This is a genomic window from Pseudomonas maioricensis, from assembly GCF_022790535.1.
GTDB lineage: Bacteria > Pseudomonadota > Gammaproteobacteria > Pseudomonadales > Pseudomonadaceae > Aquipseudomonas > Aquipseudomonas maioricensis.
Genome location: NZ_LOHG01000012.1, coordinates 6,516 through 27,190, shown reverse-complemented (window position 1 = coordinate 27,190; position 20,675 = coordinate 6,516). Strand labels below are relative to the sequence as shown.

The 20,675-nt window shown below is 58.9% G+C and carries 14 protein-coding genes; 5 read left to right on the top strand and 9 right to left on the bottom strand.

Translation table 11 applies throughout. The annotated features are described in order from the left end of the window. Nucleotides 1-263 precede the first annotated feature (263 nt). The gene (locus AUC61_RS18580; RefSeq protein ID WP_243247647.1) at nucleotides 264-5,120 is read left to right on the top strand and encodes an NAD-glutamate dehydrogenase; all 4,857 of its coding nucleotides are present in this window, start codon (nucleotides 264-266) and stop codon (nucleotides 5,118-5,120) included. A gap of 242 nt (nucleotides 5,121-5,362) precedes the next feature. Here the strand turns inward: AUC61_RS18580 and acnB are convergent, their stop codons facing one another. Beyond that, nucleotides 5,363-7,972, bottom strand: a complete 2,610-nt coding sequence (acnB, locus tag AUC61_RS18575) for a bifunctional aconitate hydratase 2/2-methylisocitrate dehydratase (protein ID WP_243247646.1) — start codon at nucleotides 7,970-7,972, stop codon at nucleotides 5,363-5,365. A 395-nt stretch (nucleotides 7,973-8,367) separates the two neighbouring features. Here acnB and AUC61_RS18570 point away from each other — a divergent pair, with 395 nt between their 5' ends. The 3 genes from AUC61_RS18570 (at nucleotide 8,368) to pdxB (ending at nucleotide 10,418) form a co-directional block, all read left to right on the top strand. Next, on the top strand, nucleotides 8,368-8,838 hold the full coding sequence (locus tag AUC61_RS18570) for a DUF1289 domain-containing protein (protein WP_095093317.1): 471 nt from the start codon (nucleotides 8,368-8,370) through the stop codon (nucleotides 8,836-8,838). Nucleotides 8,839-8,887: 49 nt separating this feature from the next. Then, the gene (tusA, locus tag AUC61_RS18565) at nucleotides 8,888-9,142 is read left to right on the top strand and encodes a sulfurtransferase TusA (RefSeq protein ID WP_122664859.1); all 255 of its coding nucleotides are present in this window, start codon (nucleotides 8,888-8,890) and stop codon (nucleotides 9,140-9,142) included. Nucleotides 9,143-9,272: 130 nt separating this feature from the next. Continuing rightward, nucleotides 9,273-10,418 (top strand): 4-phosphoerythronate dehydrogenase PdxB, encoded by a 1,146-nt coding sequence (gene pdxB / locus AUC61_RS18560; protein ID WP_243247645.1) that lies wholly within the window; start codon nucleotides 9,273-9,275, stop codon nucleotides 10,416-10,418. Nucleotides 10,419-10,482: 64 nt separating this feature from the next. Here pdxB and AUC61_RS18555 read toward each other — a convergent pair whose 3' ends face one another. Then, the gene (locus AUC61_RS18555; RefSeq protein WP_164581703.1) at nucleotides 10,483-10,659 is read right to left on the bottom strand and encodes a PA1571 family protein; all 177 of its coding nucleotides are present in this window, start codon (nucleotides 10,657-10,659) and stop codon (nucleotides 10,483-10,485) included. A 290-nt stretch (nucleotides 10,660-10,949) separates the two neighbouring features. Between AUC61_RS18555 and AUC61_RS18550 the strand changes: the two genes are divergently transcribed. After that, complete coding sequence (locus AUC61_RS18550) at nucleotides 10,950-12,728, top strand: ABC transporter transmembrane domain-containing protein (protein WP_243247644.1); 1,779 nt, start codon at nucleotides 10,950-10,952, stop codon at nucleotides 12,726-12,728. Nucleotides 12,729-12,853: 125 nt separating this feature from the next. Here AUC61_RS18550 and ppnP read toward each other — a convergent pair whose 3' ends face one another. From ppnP to AUC61_RS18515, 7 genes are all read right to left on the bottom strand, one after another. After that, complete coding sequence (gene ppnP, locus AUC61_RS18545; RefSeq protein WP_122664856.1) at nucleotides 12,854-13,135, bottom strand: pyrimidine/purine nucleoside phosphorylase; 282 nt, start codon at nucleotides 13,133-13,135, stop codon at nucleotides 12,854-12,856. Nucleotides 13,136-13,224: 89 nt separating this feature from the next. Further along, a complete protein-coding gene (locus AUC61_RS18540; RefSeq protein WP_243247643.1) occupies nucleotides 13,225-13,767 on the bottom strand; it encodes a 3'-5' exonuclease in 543 nt (180 codons plus the stop codon). 53 nt (nucleotides 13,768-13,820) lie between these two features. Further along, complete coding sequence (locus AUC61_RS18535) at nucleotides 13,821-15,797, bottom strand: acetyl/propionyl/methylcrotonyl-CoA carboxylase subunit alpha (protein ID WP_243247642.1); 1,977 nt, start codon at nucleotides 15,795-15,797, stop codon at nucleotides 13,821-13,823. A gap of 30 nt (nucleotides 15,798-15,827) precedes the next feature. Next, nucleotides 15,828-16,631 (bottom strand): enoyl-CoA hydratase/isomerase family protein, encoded by an 804-nt coding sequence (locus AUC61_RS18530; protein WP_243247641.1) that lies wholly within the window; start codon nucleotides 16,629-16,631, stop codon nucleotides 15,828-15,830. Further along, on the bottom strand, nucleotides 16,628-17,785 hold the full coding sequence (gene atuD / locus AUC61_RS18525; protein ID WP_243247640.1) for a citronellyl-CoA dehydrogenase: 1,158 nt from the start codon (nucleotides 17,783-17,785) through the stop codon (nucleotides 16,628-16,630). The genes AUC61_RS18530 and atuD overlap by 4 nt, the downstream gene beginning before the upstream one ends. Before the next feature lie 251 nt (nucleotides 17,786-18,036). Next, on the bottom strand, nucleotides 18,037-19,653 hold the full coding sequence (gene atuC / locus AUC61_RS18520) for an acyl-CoA carboxylase subunit beta (protein WP_243247639.1): 1,617 nt from the start codon (nucleotides 19,651-19,653) through the stop codon (nucleotides 18,037-18,039). 3 nt (nucleotides 19,654-19,656) lie between these two features. Next, entirely contained in the window at nucleotides 19,657-20,526 is an 870-nt protein-coding gene (locus AUC61_RS18515) for an SDR family oxidoreductase (protein ID WP_243247638.1), read from the bottom strand. Nucleotides 20,527-20,675: the final 149 nt, after the last annotated feature.

The following is a 20,675-nucleotide window of genomic DNA, read 5'->3' as shown; positions in this document are numbered from 1 at the left end:
GACCGAATATGTCGCAGCACGACAAGTAACTGCCCGTCGGCTGTCGTTAAGCTGGGTGGCGGATGAACGGTAGTGGGAGAAATCTTACCCTGCGTGTTGTTTTTTCCGGCAACGGATGCAGAAAGCAAATGTGACGAGTCGTTCGCGGCAAGCGTTAGTTCTTTGGCTTATGCTGTGCCTCTGCCGTTTCATCCAGGCACAGCATGTGCAGGCAACACTTCCTTCAAGCTTCCTTCTAAAAAAGCACAAGCGGAGTACCTCAGATGGCGTTCTTCACCGCAGCCAGCAAGTCTGACTTTCAGCATCAACTGCAAGCAGCACTGGCGCAGCACATCAGTGAACAGGCACTGCCACAAGTGGCGCTGTTCGCTGAGCAATTCTTCGGCATCATTTCCCTTGATGAACTCACTCAGCGTCGCTTGTCCGATCTCGCAGGCTGCACCTTGTCAGCCTGGCGTCTGCTTGAGCGTTTCGAACACGATACCCCGCAGGTCCGCGTTTATAACCCCGACTACGAACGTCACGGCTGGCAGTCGACGCACACTGCCGTCGAAGTGCTGCATCACGACCTGCCATTCCTGGTGGACTCGGTACGCACCGAACTGAACCGTCGTGGTTACAGCATCCATACGCTGCAAACCACCGTCCTGAGCGTGCGTCGTGGTAACAAAGGCGAGCTGCTGGAATTGCTGCCCAAAGGCACCAGCGGCGAAGGCGTGCTGCAAGAATCCCTGATGTACCTCGAAATCGACCGCTGCGCCAACGCCAGCGAGTTGAACGTGTTGGCTCGCGAGCTGGAGCAAGTGCTCGGCGAAGTGCGGGTTGCTGTAGAAGATTTCGAACCGATGAAAGCCAAGCTGCACGAGCTGCTGGCGGGCATCGATTCAGTGCAATACAGCGTTGAAGAAGGTGAAAAGTCCGAGGTCAAAGCGTTTCTGCAATGGCTGGTGGATAACCACTTCACCTTCCTGGGTTATGAAGAGTTTCAAGTCAGCAGCGAGGCCGACGGCGGCCAGCTGGTGTATGACGAATCGTCGTTCCTGGGCTTGACCAAGCGCCTGCGCGCCGGCTTGACCCGCGAAGACCTGCACATCGAAGACTACGCCGTCAGCTATCTGCAAGAGCCGATGTTGCTATCCTTCGCCAAGGCTGCGCACCCAAGTCGCGTGCATCGTCCGGCGTATCCTGACTATGTGTCGATCCGCCAGATCGACGCGTCGGGCAAGGTCATCAAAGAATGCCGTTTCATGGGCTTGTACACCTCGTCGGTGTATGGCGAAAGCGTACGTGTCATCCCGTATATCCGCCGCAAGGTGGCGGAGATCGAGCGTCGCTCCGGTTTCCATCCCAAGGCGCACCTTGGCAAGGAACTGGCTCAGGTGGTGGAAGTGCTGCCGCGTGATGACTTGTTCCAGACGCCGGTGGATGAACTGTTCAACACCGTGATGTCGATTGTGCAGATCCAGGAGCGCAACAAGATTCGCGTGTTCCTGCGCAAAGACCCTTATGGCCGCTTCTGCTACTGCCTGGCTTACGTGCCACGCGATGTCTACTCCACTGAAGTGCGACAGAAGATCCAGCAGGTCTTGATGGAGCGCCTCAAGGCCAGCGATTGTGAGTTCTGGACCTTCTTCTCCGAATCTGTGCTGGCCCGCGTGCAGTTGATTCTGCGGGTCGACCCGAAAGTCACCCTCAATATCGACCCGGTGCAGCTGGAAAACGAAGTCGTCCAGGCCTGCCGTTCGTGGAAAGACGACTACGCCAGCCTGGTCGTGGAAAGCTTCGGTGAAGCCCACGGCACCAATGTGCTGGCGGATTTCCCGAAAGGTTTCCCGGCTGGTTATCGCGAGCGTTTCGCCGCGCATTCGGCCGTGGTCGATATGCAGCACCTGTTGAACCTGAGCGAAGCCAAACCGTTGGTGATGAGCTTCTATCAGCCGCTGTCCGGCGACAAGGCGCAGCTGCATTGCAAGCTGTACCACGCGGATACGCCGCTGGCCCTGTCGGATGTACTGCCGATTCTGGAAAACCTTGGCCTGCGTGTACTGGGTGAATTCCCGTATCGTCTGCGTCACACCAATGGCCGCGAGTTCTGGATTCATGACTTCGCGTTCACGGCGGCCGAAGGTCTGGAAATCGACATCCAGCAACTCAACGACACCTTGCAGGATGCGTTCGTGCACATCGTGCGCGGCGACGCCGAAAACGATGCATTCAACCGTCTGGTGTTGACCGCTGGCCTGCCGTGGCGCGACGTGGCGCTGCTGCGTGCTTACGCCCGTTACCTGAAACAGATTCGTCTGGGCTTCGACCTTGGCTACATCGCCAGCACCCTGAACAACCACACGGATATCGCCCGTGAGCTGACCCGGCTGTTCAAAACCCGCTTCTATCTGGCGCGCAAACTGACCACCGAAGACCTGGACGACAAGCAATTGCGTCTGGAGCAGGCGATTCTGACCGCGCTGGACGATGTTCAGGTGCTCAACGAAGACCGCATCCTGCGTCGTTATCTGGACCTGATCAAAGCCACACAACGTACCAACTTCTACCAGACCGACGCCAACGGCCAGAACAAGAGCTACTTCAGCTTCAAGTTCAACCCGCGTCTGATCCCCGAGTTGCCCAAGCCGGTGCCGAAGTTTGAAATCTTCGTTTACTCACCGCGCGTTGAAGGCGTGCACCTGCGCTTCGGCAACGTAGCCCGTGGCGGCTTGCGTTGGTCTGACCGTGAAGAAGACTTCCGTACTGAAGTCCTTGGTCTGGTGAAAGCCCAGCACGTGAAGAACTCGGTAATCGTTCCTGTGGGCGCCAAAGGCGGCTTCCTGCCGCGTCGCTTGCCGTTGGGTGGCAGCCGTGACGATATCCAGGCCGAAGGTATCGCCTGCTATCGCATCTTCATTTCCGGCTTGCTGGACATCACCGACAACCTCAAGGAAGGCGAACTGGTTCCGCCCGCCAACGTGGTGCGTCATGACGACGATGACCCGTACCTGGTGGTGGCTGCGGACAAGGGCACTGCGACCTTCTCCGACATCGCCAACGGCATCGCCATCGATTACGGCTTCTGGCTGGGCGATGCCTTTGCGTCCGGTGGTTCGGCCGGTTATGACCACAAGAAGATGGGCATTACCGCCAAGGGCGCGTGGGTTGGCGTGCAACGTCATTTCCGCGAGCGTGACATCAATGTTCAGCAGGACAGCATCAGCGTCATCGGTATTGGTGACATGGCCGGGGACGTCTTCGGCAATGGCTTGCTGATGTCCGACAAGCTGCAACTGGTGGCGGCGTTCAACCACCTGCACATCTTTATCGATCCAAATCCCGAGCCAGCCAGCAGCTTCGTTGAGCGCAAGCGTCTGTACGACCTGCCACGTTCGGCCTGGACCGATTACGACACCAGCATCATGTCGGCGGGCGGCGGGATTTTTCCGCGCAGCGCGAAAAGCATCACTATCACGCCGCAGATGAAAGAACGCTTCGACATCAAGGCTGACAAGCTGACCCCGACCGAGCTGCTCAACGCGCTGCTCAAGGCACCGGTGGATCTGCTGTGGAACGGCGGCATCGGCACTTACGTCAAGTCCAGCGAAGAAAGCCACGCCGATGTGGGCGACAAGGCCAACGACGCGCACCGGGTCAACGGTGACGAGTTGCGCTGCAAAGTGGTGGGTGAGGGCGGCAACCTGGGCATGACCCAATTGGGTCGGGTCGAGTTCGCGCTCAATGGCGGCAGCTCCAACACTGACTTCATCGACAACGCGGCTGGCGTTGACTGCTCCGACCATGAAGTGAACATTAAAATCCTGCTCAACGAAGTGGTGCAGGCTGGCGACATGACTGAAAAGCAGCGTAACCAACTGCTGGAAAGCATGACCGACGAAGTCGGCAATCTTGTGTTGGGCAACAACTACAAGCAGACCCAGGCACTGTCTTTGGCAACGCGTCGTGCTTACGAGCGCATTGCCGAGTACAAGCGCCTGATGGCGGATCTGGAAGCTCGTGGCAAGTTGGACCGCGCCATTGAGTTCCTGCCTGCTGAAGAGCAGATCAGCGAGCGCGTAGCGGCCGGTCATGGCCTGACGCGTCCTGAGCTGTCGGTGTTGATCTCCTACAGCAAGATCGATCTGAACGAAGCGCTGTTGGAATCCCGCGTACCGGATGATGATTATCTGGCGCGTGATATGGAAACCGCGTTCCCGCCATCGCTGGGTGCCAAGTACTCCGGCGCCATGCGTCAGCACCGCCTCAAGCGCGAAATTGTCAGCACCCAGATTGCCAACGACCTGGTCAATCACATGGGCATCACCTTCGTGCAGCGACTCAAAGAGTCCACCGGCATGAGTGCGGCCAACGTGGCGGGCGCTTACGTGATCGTGCGGGACATCTTCCACCTGCCGCACTGGTTCCGTCAGATCGAAGCGCTGGACTACAAGGTCCCGGCTGAGATCCAGTTGGCATTGATGGACGAGTTGATGCGTCTGGGTCGTCGCGCAACACGCTGGTTCCTGCGCAGCCGTCGCAACGAGCTGGACGCGGGGCGTGATGTGGCGCACTTCGGTCCGCACATCGCCGCATTGGGTCTCAAACTCGACGAACTGCTGGAAGGCCCGACTCGTGAAGTCTGGCAGACCCGCTATCAGGCTTACGTCGAGGCCGGTGTGCCGGAGTTGCTCGCACGTATGGTTGCCGGTACGAGCCACTTGTACACGCTGTTGCCGATCATCGAAGCGTCTGACGTCACCGGGCAGAATGCTGCCGACGTGGCCAAGGCTTACTTCGCCGTGGGCAGTGCGCTGGACGTGACCTGGTACCTGCAACAGATCAGTAGCCTGCCGGTGGAAAACAACTGGCAAGCCCTGGCCCGTGAGGCGTTCCGTGATGACATCGACTGGCAGCAACGGGCGATCACCATCTCGGTTCTGCAGATGGCTGATGGTCCCGCCGACATCGAAGAGCGCCTGAACCTGTGGCTTGAACAGCACGGTGCAATGGTCGAACGCTGGCGCGCCATGTTGGTGGACATCCGCGCAGCCAGCGGCACGGACTACGCGATGTACGCCGTCGCCAACCGTGAACTGCTGGATTTGGCCATGAGTGGGCAGGCTATTACCGTTTGATGGTTTAGTCCGGCTGTAATGAAAAACCCTGCATCGTGAGATGTGGGGTTTTTTTATGGGTTGATACTGTCAGCGTCGCAAAGGTCCTGTGCGAGGCTTGCCCGCGATACATGAGAAGTAGCTACCAGTCACACCGCGTTATCGTTTATCGCGAGCAAGCTCAGCTCCCACAGATGACTGGGCATTCGCCCAATAAAAAACCCCGTCACAAGGACGGGGTTTTTTAACGCTGTATTTCGTTTTTACGCTTGAACAACCGGGATGTTGGCGCTCGCTGCGATGTCACGGAACTCGGCGATCTGATCGAAGCTCAGGTAGCGGTATACGTCCGCAGCCATGGTATCGATCTGTTTCGCGTACTCCATGTACTCCTCAACGGTCGGCAGGCGACCCAGGATCGAAGCAACGGATGCCAGTTCGGCCGAGGCCAGGTAGACGTTCGCGCCGTCGCCCAGACGGTTCGGGAAGTTACGGGTCGAAGTCGACACAACCGTCGAGTTCGGCTCAACACGTGCCTGGTTACCCATGCACAGCGAACAGCCCGGCATTTCCATGCGTGCGCCAGCCTTGCCGTAGATGCCGTAGTAGCCTTCTTCCGTCAGCTGGTGAGCATCCATTTTGGTCGGTGGCGACAGCCACAGACGTGTCGGCAACTGGCCTTTGACCTTGTCCAGCAACTTGCCCGCAGCGCGGAAGTGGCCGATGTTGGTCATGCACGAACCGATGAACACTTCGTCGATCTTCTCGCCAGCAACGCTGGACAGCAGACGGGCGTCGTCCGGATCGTTCGGCGCGCAGAGCACTGGCTCGTTAACGTCGTTCAGGTCGATTTCGATGATTTCAGCGTATTCCGCGTCAGCATCGGCAACCATCAGCTCAGGGTTGGCAACCCAGGCTTCCATCGCTTGAGCACGACGTTCCAGAGTACGCACATCGCCGTAACCTTCGCCGATCATCCAGCGCAGCAAGGTGATGTTGGAGTTCAGGTACTCGGTGATCGACTCTTTCGACAGCTTGATGGTGCAACCAGCGGCAGAGCGCTCGGCCGACGCGTCGGACAGTTCGAAAGCCTGTTCGATGCTCAGGTCATCAAGGCCTTCGATCTCCAGAATGCGGCCGGAGAAGGCGTTCTTCTTGCCTTTCTTCTCAACAGTCAGCAAGCCCGACTGAATGGCGAAGTAAGGAATCGCATGAACCAGGTCACGCAGGGTGATGCCAGGCTTCATCTTGCCTTTGAAACGCACCAGAATCGATTCCGGCATGTCCAGCGGCATAACGCCGGTGGCCGCAGCAAACGCAACCAGACCAGAACCGGCCGGGAACGAAATGCCCATCGGGAAACGGGTGTGGGAGTCACCACCGGTACCGACGGTATCCGGCAGCAGCATGCGGTTCAGCCAGCTGTGGATGATGCCGTCGCCCGGACGCAGGGAAACGCCGCCACGGGTCATGATGAAGTCAGGCAGCGTGTGGTGCGTGGTGACGTCGATCGGCTTTGGATAAGCAGCAGTGTGGCAGAAGGACTGCATGACCAGATCAGCGGAGAAGCCCAGGCATGCCAGGTCTTTCAGCTCGTCACGGGTCATCGGGCCAGTGGTGTCCTGGGAACCGACGGTAGTCATCTTCGGCTCGCAGTACGTGCCTGGACGCACGCCTTGGCCTTCCGGCAGGCCGCACGCCTTGCCGACCATTTTTTGCGCCAGGGTGTAGCCTTTGCCGGTATCGACAGGGGCTTCTGGCAGCTTGAACAAATCGGTAGGGCCCAGACCCAGCTCAGCACGAGCCTTGTCGGTCAGGCCACGGCCGATGATCAGCGGGATACGGCCGCCAGCACGAACTTCGTCCAACAGAACCGGCGTCTTCATTTCGAAGGTGGTCAGGACTTCGTCAGTGCCGTGTTTGCAGACTTTGCCAGCATGCGGATACAGGTCGATCACGTCGCCCATGTTCATGTTGCTGACATCGAACTCGATTGGCAGTGCGCCGGCATCTTCCATGGTGTTGTAGAAGATCGGAGCGATTTTGCTGCCGAAGCAGAAACCGCCAGCGCGCTTGTTCGGCACGTAAGGAACGTCGTCGCCGAAGAACCACAGCACCGAGTTGGTGGCTGATTTACGCGAAGAACCGGTACCGACCACGTCGCCAACATAGGCAATCGGGAAGCCCTGGCCGCGCATTTCTTCGATCTGCTTCATCGGGCCGATGGAGCCTTGTACGTCCGGAACGATCCCTTCACGGGCCATTTTCAGCATGGCCAGGGCGTGCAGAGGGATGTCAGGGCGCGACCATGCGTCTGGCGCAGGGGAGAGGTCGTCGGTGTTGGTTTCGCCAGTCACCTTGAAAACGCGCAGGCTGATTTTGTCGGCCAGGGTCGGGCGCTTCTTGAACCATTCGCCGTCAGCCCAGGACTGCATGACAGCCTTGGCGTGGGCGTTGCCGTTCTTGGCTTTTTCTGCAACGTCGTGGAAAGCATCGAACATCAGCAGCGTGTGCTTCAGTTGTTCGGCGGCCACCGGGGCCAGCGTTGCGTCATCCAGCAGGTCAACCATGGTGACGATGTTGTAGCCGCCCTGCATGGTGCCCAGCAGTTCAACGGCGCGCTTTTTGTCGATCAGGGGAGAAGTGGCTTCGCCCTTGGCCAGGGCAGACAGGAAACCGGCTTTGACGTAGGCAGCTTCGTCAACGCCAGGTGGAATGCGATTGGTGATCAGGTCAACGAGGAAAGCTTCTTCGCCAGCCGGGGGATTCTTCAGCAGTTCGATCAAGCCGGCAGTTTGTTCGGCGTTAAGCGGCTGGGGCACGATACCCTGGGCGGCACGCTCTTCGATGTGTTTACGGTAGGCTTCAAGCACAGTATTACCCTCATCAGTGGTCCCAAATGGGTGTCCGGGACGCTCATCCAGGAATTGCCCGAAAAACCTGCACGACGAAACTTTTTGAGTTCCTTGGCCAGGGTTTTCGGCAATTCCTTACAGAAGCTGTTTTCAAAGTTTTACGCCTGCAGGACGGCTGATGAGTGTTGACGAGGGCTTGAATCCTGCGTCAACACCGGACTGCGGGGTTACTTTGACTGTGCTCGTGACGCTTTGAAAACAGCTTCCAACGGACATTGGCGCCTTAAAAGGCTCGCTGATTCTACGGCAAATCTTCCGTAAAGGTAAGTTAGCCCTACACGTTCGGGGGTGATCGTTGTTAGACAAAGGGCTAATATGCGGGCTCGTTCTCGCCTGTCGTTGCCCTGCCTGCCATGCCCAATCAAATCATAAAAACGCCCTGCGTCGGCCTTTGCTCCACTGTTTACGGGGACCTGGTGTGCCGTGGCTGCAAGCGTTTCCACCATGAAGTGATCCACTGGAACGGTTACGACGAAGACCAGAAGCGGGCGGTGTGGCTAAGGCTCGAACAACTGCTGGTTCAGGTGATGACCGCCAAGCTGGAAGTATTCGACGCGGGCAAACTGCGTGCGCAACTGGAACTGCGAAAAATCCGCTTCGTGCCTGCCCAGTCGGAATATTGCTGGGCTTATCAACTGATTGCCCGAGGCGCACGGGTCATCACCAATATTGAAGCCTACGGTATGGTGCTGATGCCGGAGTTCCGCGATTGGGCATTGCCTGACTTGCGCGATGCCATTGATCGGGAATTTTTCCTCTTGTCCGAAGCGCACTATGAGCGCTACATCGCACCGGGCTTCCTGAAGGATGCGTTTGGCAGCTAGCGACATGCCCGCATACGCGGGATAATGCCCGCCAGTTCCTGGAGTGCTTATGTCTGAACCCATCCAAAGTCAGCCTGTCGACGCCGTTCTCGATGCTACCGGCCTCAATTGCCCCGAGCCGGTGATGATGCTGCATCAGAAAGTCCGCGACCTGCCCGCAGGCGGCCTGCTCAAGGTCATTGCCACGGACCCGTCCACACGCCGCGATATTCCCAAGTTCTGTGTTTTCCTGGGCCATGATCTGGTCGATCAAGAGGCTGCGGATGGGACGTTTCTGTATTGGATTCGCAAGAAGCTGGATTGATTCCGAAGGATTAGCATCTGGCACAGGACTTTTGTGGGAGCAACGACTGCATTCCACATCAACTTGCTCGTTGACCTTCCTATCCCTCCCGATCAATGCCTAAACTGCCGCCGACCCCTGGGAGTACACCATGCGAATTGTTGCTGACGAAAATATTCCGTTGCTCGACGCTTTCTTTGCCGGTTTTGGCGAGATTGAGCGTTTGCTCGGCCGTTCCATTGATCGGGCCGCGGTAGCCGAAGCCGATATTCTGTTGGTGCGTTCGGTAACGCCAGTCACCCGTGAAATGCTTGAAGGCAGCCCGATACGTTTCGTTGGCACCTGCACCATCGGCACTGATCACCTTGATCTGGAGTACATCCGCCAGGCTGGTATTCAGTGGTCCAGTGCGCCGGGTTGCAATGCCCGTGGCGTCGTGGATTACGTGCTCGGCAGCCTGTTGACCCTGGCGGAAATCGAAGGCGTGGATCTGGCGCAACGCACGTATGGCGTGGTTGGCGCCGGGCAGGTGGGCGGGCGGCTGGTCAAGGTGTTGAAGGCTTTGGGCTGGAACGTGCTGGTCTGCGATCCTCCCCGGCAGGCGGCGGAAGGCGGCGACTTCGTCAGCCTCGATGAAATTCTGCAGCGCTGCGATGTGATCAGCCTGCACACCCCGCTGGACAAGGGCGGTGAGCACCCTACGTGGCATCTGCTCGATAAATTACGCTTGCAGCAGCTTAAACACGGCAGTTGGTTGATCAATGCCAGCCGTGGTGCAGTCGTCGACAATGCAGCGTTGCACGACGTTCTGCTTGATCGCGAAGACCTGCAAGCCGTACTGGACGTATGGGAAGGCGAACCGGTGGTCAACACCGCGCTGGCCGATTTGTGCGTCATCGGCACCCCGCATATCGCGGGTTACAGCCTTGACGGGCGGCAGCGGGGTACTGCGCAGATTTATCAGGCTTTGTGTGGCTTTTTGGGGCAGGAGGCTCAGATCAGTCTTGCCGATCTGCTGCCTGCACCGTGGTTGGCCGAAGTCACCCTGGATGGGCGCACCGATCCGGTCTGGGCGTTGAACACGCTGTGTCGTGGCGTCTACGACCCGCGCCGTGACGATGCCGACTTCCGGCGTAGTCTCGTCGGTTCGGTGAGCCAGCCAGTGGCATTCGATCTGTTGCGCAAACACTATCCGCCGCGTCGCGAGATAGAAGGGCTGAAGGTGCGTATCAATGGCCAGTCCGATGCGCTGCAGCAACTGGTCACCGCGCTGGGCGCAGTGGTTGTCCCCGCCTGAATGGTCGAATTCCGGACAGAAAAAACCCGACGGTGACGTCGGGTTCTAAAAAATCGGGTTTTGCTTAATCTTGTTTTTCAGGTGTGACCCAGTTCTTGTCGCATTCCTGGCAGGCGGCCTGAACCATCTCTTCAGTAATCACGACTTCGCGCCCGTCCTTGTCCAGGATTGCGCCGCCCACGGGCAGCTGCGGGTTGGCTCGTACCACCGGAACTTCATTACTGTTTGCTTGCAAGCTCATGGCCTGTCTCCTTTCATCAGGTGTTTGTGCCTAGACTAATCGCGTTCAATGACTCTGCCGTGACATCCCTCGACAACATCAAGCGCGCTTTTAGTCCACCAGAAACCGCACGTAACCGCCAGCTTTCGCTTAGATCATTCCTCTCTAGGGGACTGTATCAGCGGTCATAACTATCCAGACTAAGGCTTATCGCCAGAGTTCATCAGGACCTGCCAGGCGGTAAAAGCACAGAAAAGCTTTCTTTACCGGTGTAGGCTCTGGCTTCAGCCTTTCATGCGGGTTCAGCTTTCATGGCTTCATTGCTTTCCAGCCGCCAGCGTCAGGCGATTCGCCTGGCGGCGCAGTTCATTGCCCCTTATCGCTGGCAAACCGTGGGTGCCTTGCTGGCATTGATCGTGACGGCGGGGATTACCCTGTCGATCGGGCAAGGCATCAAGATGCTGGTCGATCAGGGTTTCGTGACGCGTTCTCCGCATCTGCTCAACCAGTCCATTGGCCTGTTCATGCTGCTGGTGCTGGGGTTGGCAGCCGGCACCTTTGTGCGCTTCTATCTGGTGTCGTGGATTGGCGAGCGGGTGGTGGCAGACTTGCGTAAAAAAGTCTTCGATCACCTGATCAACCTGCATCCGGGGTTCTACGAAAATAATCGCAGTTCGGAAATCCAGTCCCGGCTGACCGCTGACACCACTTTGTTGCAGTCGGTGATCGGTTCGTCGCTGTCGATGTTCCTGCGTAATGCCCTGATGGTCATCGGCGGCATTGTCTTGCTGTTCATCACCAACCCCAAGCTCACTAGTATTGTGGTTGTGGCGCTGCCGTTAGTGGTCGCGCCAATCCTGATCTTTGGTCGTCGTGTGCGTAGCCTTTCCCGGGAAAGCCAGGACCGTGTCGCCGACGTCGGCAGTTACGTTTCCGAAGCATTGGGCCAGATCAAGACGGTTCAGGCCTACAACCATCAGCAGCAGGACAAGGCGCGCTTTGCGAAGACTGCCGAAGATGCTTTCCAGACCGCTCGCAAGCGCATCCTGCAGCGTTCGTGGCTGATCACTCTGGTGATCGTGCTGGTATTAGGCGCTGTGGCGGTGATGTTGTGGGTCGGCGGCATGGACGTTATCGACGGCACGATTTCCAGTGGTGAACTGGCGGCCTTCGTGTTTTACGCGCTGATTGTGGGGAGCGCGTTCGGCACGTTGAGCGAGGTGATTGGCGAACTCCAGCGAGCGGCGGGGGCGGCCGAGCGGATCTCTGAGTTGCTGCGGGCGAGAAGCGAGATCACGCCACCTGCCACTGATCTGCTGCAATTGCCGGAGCGGGTCACCGGGCGTCTGGACTTACAGGGCGTGAGCTTCAGCTATCCGTCTCGTCCGGAGCACAAGGCCGTGGATAACCTGACGCTGAGCATCGAGCCAGGAGAGACGCTGGCGCTGGTTGGCCCTTCAGGCGCGGGTAAATCGACGCTGTTTGATCTGCTGCTGCGCTTCTACGATCCGCAGCAAGGTCAGATCTTTATTGAAGGTATGCCCATCGCCCAGCTTGATCCGCTGGATTTGCGCCGTTGCTTTGCGTTGGTGTCGCAAACCCCAGCGCTGTTTTTCGGCAGTGTTGAAGACAATATCCGCTACGGGAATGCCAATGCCACGACAGAACAGGTAGAAGCCGCCGCGCGGATTGCTCATGCACACGAGTTCATTCTGCAGATGGCCGAGGGTTATCAGACCCATCTGGGCGATGGCGGGCTTGGATTGTCCGGAGGGCAGCGTCAACGTCTGGCGATCGCCCGGGCACTGCTGGTGGATGCGCCGATTCTGCTGCTGGATGAAGCGACCAGTGCCCTGGATGCCCAGAGTGAGCACCTGATTCAGGAAGCGTTACCTGGCTTGATGAAGGGCCGCACCACGCTGGTCATCGCCCATCGTCTGGCCACGGTGCAAAACGCCGACCGGATTGCGGTTATCGATCAAGGGAAGTTAGTGGCGGTGGGAACACATCAGCAATTGATTGTCAGCAACCCGCTGTATGCCCGGCTCGCTGCGTTGCAGTTCAATGCGCGGAGTGAGGAGGTGGTTTGATTCGTGTCGGGATTTAAACCGAGTCGACCTTATCGCGGGCAAGCCCTGCTCCCACAGGGGGATGCAATCTCATGTGGGAGCAGGGCTTGCCCGCGATAGGGTCGATACAAAAAAGTCGATATGTCTCAGCGGTACTCACACAGATAAGCAGTATCAACAGCCACTTTCAGCTGGAATTTGCTATTGGCCGGGACGTTGAACTGGCTGCCGGTCGCGAAGGTTTCCCAATCGGTGCTGTCTGGCAGTTTTACGCTCAGGCTGCCAGAGATGACGTGCATGATTTCCCGTTGTGCAGTACCGAATTCGTACTCGCCAGCGGCCATGACGCCAATTGTGGCTTGCCCTTCAGCTTGAGTGAAAGCAATGGATTTAACGGTGCCGTCGAAGTACTCGTTGACTTTGAACATGGCGATTCCTCAAAAAGGGCTGAAAAATGGGTCGGCCAGTATGCCGAAGCTGATTCGCCTCGTCACCCGCTTTAGAACGCGCGTACCACTCAGTTGGGCAGAATCAATGGCAGAAGCCGAGCAGTGTTGCGGGCATCCACCAGCGCGCGATGTTGCTGACCGTTAAACTGCATGCCAGCCAGTTGCAGAGCACCGTTCAACCCCATCGGGCGTTGCAGTTGGCGCTCTTTGGCGAAGCGTTGTTTGAGGTTCACGTGAGGCACGCTGCTGAGAAAACTCGTCAGTTGGTGCTGCCGCCATTCCTGCTCCAGTTGCTGACGATCATAATCACCCCAACTTGCCCAGCCGACGACTCGCGCCTGATGGTGACTGATCCAGCGTTCGAACGCCGGCCACACCGTCGTCAGCGGCGCTGCGCTGTCGATGTTGCTTTGGCTGATGTGGGTCAGTTCCTTGCAAAAGTGCGTCAGCAACGGCCGACGTACCGGGCGCACAAAACGCTCGAAATGGTCCAGTTCACGCCCGTCCTGATTGACCAGCGTCGCCCCGATTTCGATGATCTCCATTTCTGCTACCGGCCAGCCGCCTTCTTCGGTCGTGGCCTCCAGATCAATCACCAACCAGTGCGGCATCTGAAGCTCCTGTCCAAAATCATTGATCCATTTCGGATCAAGCGTAGCTACATTCAACCGGATACGTCCATCGGTGCGACTTCCAGCAATACTTGTCGCCCTTTGACCTGATCACCGGGTACCACTTGTATCTGGCGAATCACGCCGTCAATCGCAGCGTTGAGCGGGTGCTCCATTTTCATCGCTTCGAGCACCATCAGCAGTTGCCCCTGGCTGACGGTGGCGCCCTCACTGACTAATACATCGACAATCGATCCGTCCATCGGTGCCCTGATCGTGCCGGAACGGGCCACATTCGGACCGGCGACTGTGTCATGTGTGCGGTCGGTCAGCTGTAACGCTCCCGATTCATCGTGCAGCCACAGCATCTTGCCCAGTAGATAGCACGCCTGCTGGCTGCGTACCCCGTCGACCTCAACACAGGCTGAGCGTGCGTCGCAACTGAGTACATGGACGCTGACGCGGGTGTTTTGAACGAGGAGGTCCAGGCGTGCGCCATTGCGGGTGAGTTCTACCTCGTGAACCTGCTCGCCCAGCCCCAGCAGGTAGCGGCGCTGTTCCGGGCCAGTATTACTCCAGCCTGCCAGTTTGGAAGGATGGCTGCTGGCAGAGCCCTGATAGAACAACGCAGCGGCCACGGCCAGTTGGCTGGCTCGGGCAGTCGCGGGGCGCAGGCAAGGGTCGTTGTGCAGGTGCTGCGCGATGAAACCGGTGTCGACGTGAGCGTTAATAAACGCGGGGTGCTTGAGGATGCTGGTCAGCAACCGTTGATTGGTGTTTACGCCCAGCAGCACACAGCCCTGTATCGCCCGCAGCAGCTTGCGTCGAGCCTCTTCCCGCGTGGCGCCGTGGGCAATGATTTTGCCGAGCATGGGGTCGTAGAAAGGGCTGACAGTCTGGTCCTCGCTCAAGCCGTGATCGACCCTGATGCCGTCGAACTGCAAAGGCTGCCACCGCAACACCCGGCCAGTCTGGGGCAGAAAGCCCTGCGCCGGGTCTTCGGCATACAGGCGCGCTTCAATGGCGTGGCCGTTGAGCTGGATCTGCTCCTGCTGCAAGGGCAGGGCTTCACCGCAGGCCACCTTGATTTGCCAAGCCACCAGGTCCAGGCCAGTGATCATCTCCGTAACAGGGTGCTCCACCTGCAAGCGGGTGTTCATTTCCAGAAAGTAGAACTGGCCGTCACTGGCCAGCATGAACTCTACCGTGCCTGCGCCCAGATAATTGACCGCTCGCCCGGCTTGCAGGGCGGCCGCGCCCATGGCCTGGCGCAACCCTGCGTCGACCACGGGGCAGGGCGCCTCCTCGATGACTTTCTGGTGACGGCGCTGGACCGAGCAATCACGTTCGCCGAGGTAGACCAGGTTGCCGTGGCTGTCGCCGAAGATCTGCATTTCTACATGGCGCGGATCAACCAGGGCCTGCTCCAGTATCAGCTCGCCTGAACCGAAGGCGTTCTGCGCCTCGGAGCGCGCCGTGTTGATCCGTTCGAGCAACTGGTCCGGGTGCTCGACCAGTCGCATACCACGACCGCCGCCCCCGGCGCTGGCCTTGATCATCAGCGGGTAACCGATGCGTTCGGCTTCGCGGCTCAAGGTTGCGTCGTCCTGCTCTGCACCTTGGTAGCCAGCGATGCAGGGCACACCGGCGTCGAGCATGGCCAGCTTTGACAGGCGCTTGCTGCCCATCAGTTCGATGGCCTCAGCGCTGGGGCCGATGAACACCAGATTGGCCGCAGCACAGGCACGGGCGAACTCAGCGTTTTCTGAGAGAAAGCCGTAGCCGGGATGAATGGCATCGGCTCCGCTACGCCGGGCCGCGTCCAGGATGACGTCGATGTTCAGGTACGACTGCTGCACCGTAGGCGCGCCGATGCACACCGCTTCGTCGGCCATTTGCACGTGCCGGGCATCACCGTCGGCGGCGCTGAATACTGCCACCGTGCGATAGCCCAGATTGCGCGCAGTGCTGATCACGCGGCAGGCTATTTCGCCACGGTTGGCAATAAGAATCTTGTTGAGTTCGGGCATGGTGTGCTCCCTCGGTCGACGTCAGCATCGTTAGCGTTGGGGGATCCAGACGGGGTCGCGCTTTTGCATGAACGCCAGCGTCCCCTCCATTCCTTCCGGGGTGGCGACCGCTGCACTGAATGCCTCGGCGGCCTGATCCAGCAACTGCGTCATTGGCGTGTGTTCAGTCGCCAGCAGCAACGCCTTGGTAGCGGCATTGGCCCCTGGTGCACAGCGCAGCACTTGATCCAGTACCTCACTCAGACGTTCGGCCATGGCCTGATTATCGCGTTCCACAAAATGCACCAGTCCCAGACGTGCGGCCTGGTTCCCGTCGAAACGGGCGGCGGTCAGCGCCAGCCGTCGGGTTTGCGAAAGGCCGATGCGCTTGACCATGAACGGCGCGATTTGCGCAGGCAGCAGGCCGAGGCTGGTTTCCGGCAGGCCAAATTGCGCCTGTTGATGAGCAATCGCGATATCGCTGACGCACGCCAGCCCCATGCCGCCGCCCAGCACCGCACCGTCGAGCACGACGATCAAGGTTTGCGGCAGGTTTTGCGCGTCCTCAAGCAGGCTGCCAAATGCGCGATTCAGGCTTTTGTAGGCGTCCGCGCCGTGTTGTCGGGCCTGCGCCATGTCCTTGATGTCGGCCCCGGCGCAAAAATGCCCGCCCGCGCCTGCCATGACGATGACCCGGGTCTGGCCATCGTCGCGCACAGCGCTGAAGACCGCGCGTAACTCGCTGACCATTTGCAGGCTCATGGCATTACGGGCTTGAGGGCGGTTGAGGGTGATGTGTAAAACGCCTTTATGCCGATCGAGGATCAGCGTTTCGCACTCTGGCAGCAGGTTCATGGTTTTTTCCCCGGCAGAATGCCCATCAGCTTGCAGATGATGCCCAGCATGATTTCGTCAGCGCCACCGCCAATCGACACCAGACGTACATCGCGGTACGCCCGGGAAACCGGGTTGTCCCACATGAAGCCCATGCCGCCCCAGTATTGCAGGCAACTGTCGGTGACCTCCCGTCCCAGACGCCCGGCCTTGAGCTTGGCCATGGACGCCAGGCGAGTCACGTCGCGACCTTTGATGTACAGCTCGGTGGCTTGATAGACCAGCGCCCGCAAGCATTCGATCTCGGTTTGCAGCTCGGCCAGGCGGAAATGAATGACCTGATTGTCGATCAGCGCCTTGCCGAACGTGTGGCGCTCGCGGCAGTACTCGATGGTGCTGTCTACACAATGCTCTAGGCCTTTGAGCATGTTCGCGGCACCGAACAGGCGTTCTTCCTGAAACTGCAGCATCTGCATCATGAACCCGGCACCCTCGTGACCGATCCGGTTACGTTGCGGGATGCGCACGTCATCGAAAAACACCTGAGCGGTTTCCGAACTGCGCATGCCCAGTTTGTCCAGAGGCTGGCTCAGGCTGATGCCGGGAGTGTTCATGGGCAGCATGATCAGCGACTTGTTGACGTGGGGTTTGTCATCTGAAGTGTTGGCCAGCAGGCAGATGAAGTCGGCACTGGGCGAATTGGTGATCCACATCTTGCTGCCATTGATCACATAGTCGTCGCCGTCTTTACGGGCGGTAGTCTTGAGGCCCGCAACATCCGAACCCGCCCCGACTTCGGATACGCCGATGCAACCGACCTGTTCGCCCGCGATGGCGGGGCGCAGGAATTCGTCACGCAACTCGTCGGAGCCGAAGCGGGCCAGTGCCGGGGTGCACATGTCAGTCTGCACGCCAATCGCCATAGGGATGCCACCGCAATGCACCGTGCCGAATTCTTCGGCAGCGACGATCGAGTAGCTGTAATCCAGTGCCATGCCGCCGAACTGTTCGGGCTTGGAAATCCCCAGCAACCCCAGCTCGCCGGCTTTACGGAAAATCTCGTGGATGGGAAAACGCCCGGCCTTCTCCCATTCATCAACATGGGGGTTGATTTCGTTATCGACAAAACTGCGCACCGTGCGGCGCAGGGCTTCGTGTTCGGATGTGATGAGCATTTTTTATTGTTCTCCTTACGATTGTTTTCACAGCAGTGGCTGACAAACAACTCATCCAATGAACAGCTCTCTCTCCCTGTAGGAGATCGACCTTGGTCCCTGATCCGAACACTGGGCCTGTAGGAGCTGCCGAAGGCTGCGATGGCGGTGTGGCAGGATCAATGTCTCGCAGCCTTCGGCAGCTCCTACAGAAAATGCATTTCAATTCAGTGGTTAGTATGTTGTTTGTCTGGCGCGATTCCAGAGCGGTTCTAAAACCGCGCCACCCCAAAACTATTGCCCTGCAATGGCCTTGCCGCCGCTTCTTCACAGATATCCAGCAGGAAACCCAGCAGCGTGCGGCTGTCTCGTGGGTCGATCAGGCCGTCGTCCCACAGGCTGGCGGTGCCGTAAAGCGCGCTGGACTGGCTGTCGAGCTTCTGCGCCGTGACCTGTTCCAGCATATCGAGCATCTTGGGATCAACTTCGATACCGGCCTTGAGCTGCTTGGCCTCGGTGACGATGCGCAGCACCTTGCCCGCCTGTGCGCCGCCCATGACGGCCGTACGGCTGTTGGGCCAGGCGAAGATGAACCGTGGGTCCAGCCCCCGGCCACACATGGCGTAATTGCCCGCCCCGTAGGAACCGCCGACCACCAGCGTCAGTTTCGGCACCCTTGCGTTGGCCACCGCCTGAATCATCTTCGCCCCGTGCTTGATCACGCCTTGCTGCTCGGACTCGGTACCGACCATGAACCCCGTGGTGTTATGCAGAAATAACAATGGCGTCTGACTCTGGTCGCACAACTGAATGAACTGCGCTGCTTTGCTTGCGCCCTTGGCGGTGATCGGGCCGTTGTTGCCGATCACACCGCAAGGCCGACCCTGGATGTGCAAATGGCCGCACATCGTCTGGCTGTCGTACTCGCCCTTGAACTCCAGAAACTGCGAACCATCGGCCAGCCGGGCAAGTATTTCCCGGACGTCGTAAGGCTTTTTCGGGTCGTTGGGGATCAAACCGAGCAGGTCATCGATGGGGTACAGCGGCTCCTGATAGACCTTGGGCGGACGCAGTGGCAACTGTGCATTCCACGGTAGCAGGCTAATGATTTCGCGCACGATGCGCAGACCGTCGGCATCGTCTTCTGCCAGATACTCTGCGGTGCCCGCTACCTGAGCGTGCATCTCGGCGCCGCCCAGCTCTTCATCCGTGGCGATTTCTCCGGTGGCAGCCTTGAGCAACGGCGGCCCCGCCAAAAAAAGGCGAGCCTTGCCACGTACCACCACGACGTAATCGGACAGCCCCGGCTGATAAGCACCGCCCGCCGTGGACGAGCCGTGAACCACGGTGATCTGTGGCAAACCCATGGCCGACATGCGCGCCTGATTGGCAAAGCCTCGCGCACCTTCAACGAAAATCTCGGCGGCATAGTTAAGGTTGGCGCCGCCACTTTCCGCCAGCGTGACCACTGGCAGACGGTTTTCGACAGCGATTTGCTGCAGCCGCAGGGATTTTTTCAGGCCGCTTGGGGAGATGGTTCCGCCCCGAATCGCGCTGTTATTAGCCACCACCAACACCCGCACTCCGGACACGTAACCAATCCCGGCGATCAGGCCGCCGCCTGCCTGGCTGCCGTCCTTGTCGTCATGCAGCTTGTAGCCCGCCAGTGAGGACAGCTCCAGAAATGGCGCGCCGGGGTCCAGCAGCAGGTTCAGGCGCTCGCGCGGCAACAGCTGGCCGCGCTGGCGGAATTTGTCTTTGGCAGCAGCGGCTTTATCCAGCAGCACTTGCTCCAGTTGCCTGACTTGGTCAATCCCGAGCAGCATTGCCTCGCGGTTGGTGGCGAAGCTTGAACTGTGGGTGTCCAGTTGCGACTCAATTACCGGCATGGCTTATTCCTCCCCTTTGAGCACGTCAGGCAAGGTGGCACGATGAAAACCGTTGTAAGCCTCGGTACGGGCCGCTGGATAAAGCGGCCAGGTGCGATTGCCCAGGCTGGCACCGCCGTCGATACGCAACGTGCTGCCGTTGATAAACGCGGCTGCCGGGCTGAGCAGAAAGACGATGGCGGCACTGACTTCTGATTCGCTGCCGATGCGTTTGAGCGGCACGTGCTCGCGCAAGGTCGGGATCACTGCTTTGAACGCCCCTTGGTAGGTGTCCATGCCACTGGAAGCAATCCAGCCCGGCGCGACTGCATTCACTCGCACCCCCGCGTGGCCCCATTCGAAGGCGGCGGTTTTGGTCAGGTTGTCCATGCCTGAGCGCGCTGCACCCGAGTGGCCCATGCCCGGCATGCCGCCCCACATGTCGGCCAGCATGTTGACGATGGCGCCGCCGTGCTTGCTCATGCTCTGGTTGAAGACTTCCCGGGCCATCAGAAAACCGCCCACCAGATTGCTGCGCAATACGGTTTCAAAACCTTTTTGATTGATCGCCGCCAGCGGGGAGGGGAACTGGCCGCCTGCATTATTGACCAGACCATGCAGCGGGCCGTGGGCGTCGATGAGGGTGCTGATCAGCGCTTGTACCGAGGCCTCCTCGCGGATGTCACAGCTGTAGCCGTGAGCCTGACCACCGTCCTGCTGAATTTCCGCGCAGACCTGCTCGAGCTTTTCCGGCTTGCGCCCGACCAGCAAGACATGAGCACCCAGCGCGGCCAGTTCGTGGGCGGTGCAGCGACCAATGCCACTGCCACCACCGGTGATCAAAATCGTCCGCCCGGCGAAGAGGTCAGGTTTGAACACCGAGTTGTAAGCCATTGATCACCTCTTTTTATGGTTCTCTGTGGGAACTGAGCTTGCTCGCGACAAGAGCACTGCAGATGGCAGGTCAATCACGTCTGGCCTTCTGGATTGAAAGGCATTTTCTGTAGGAGCTGCCGAAGGCTGCGAAGCATTTATCCTGATAC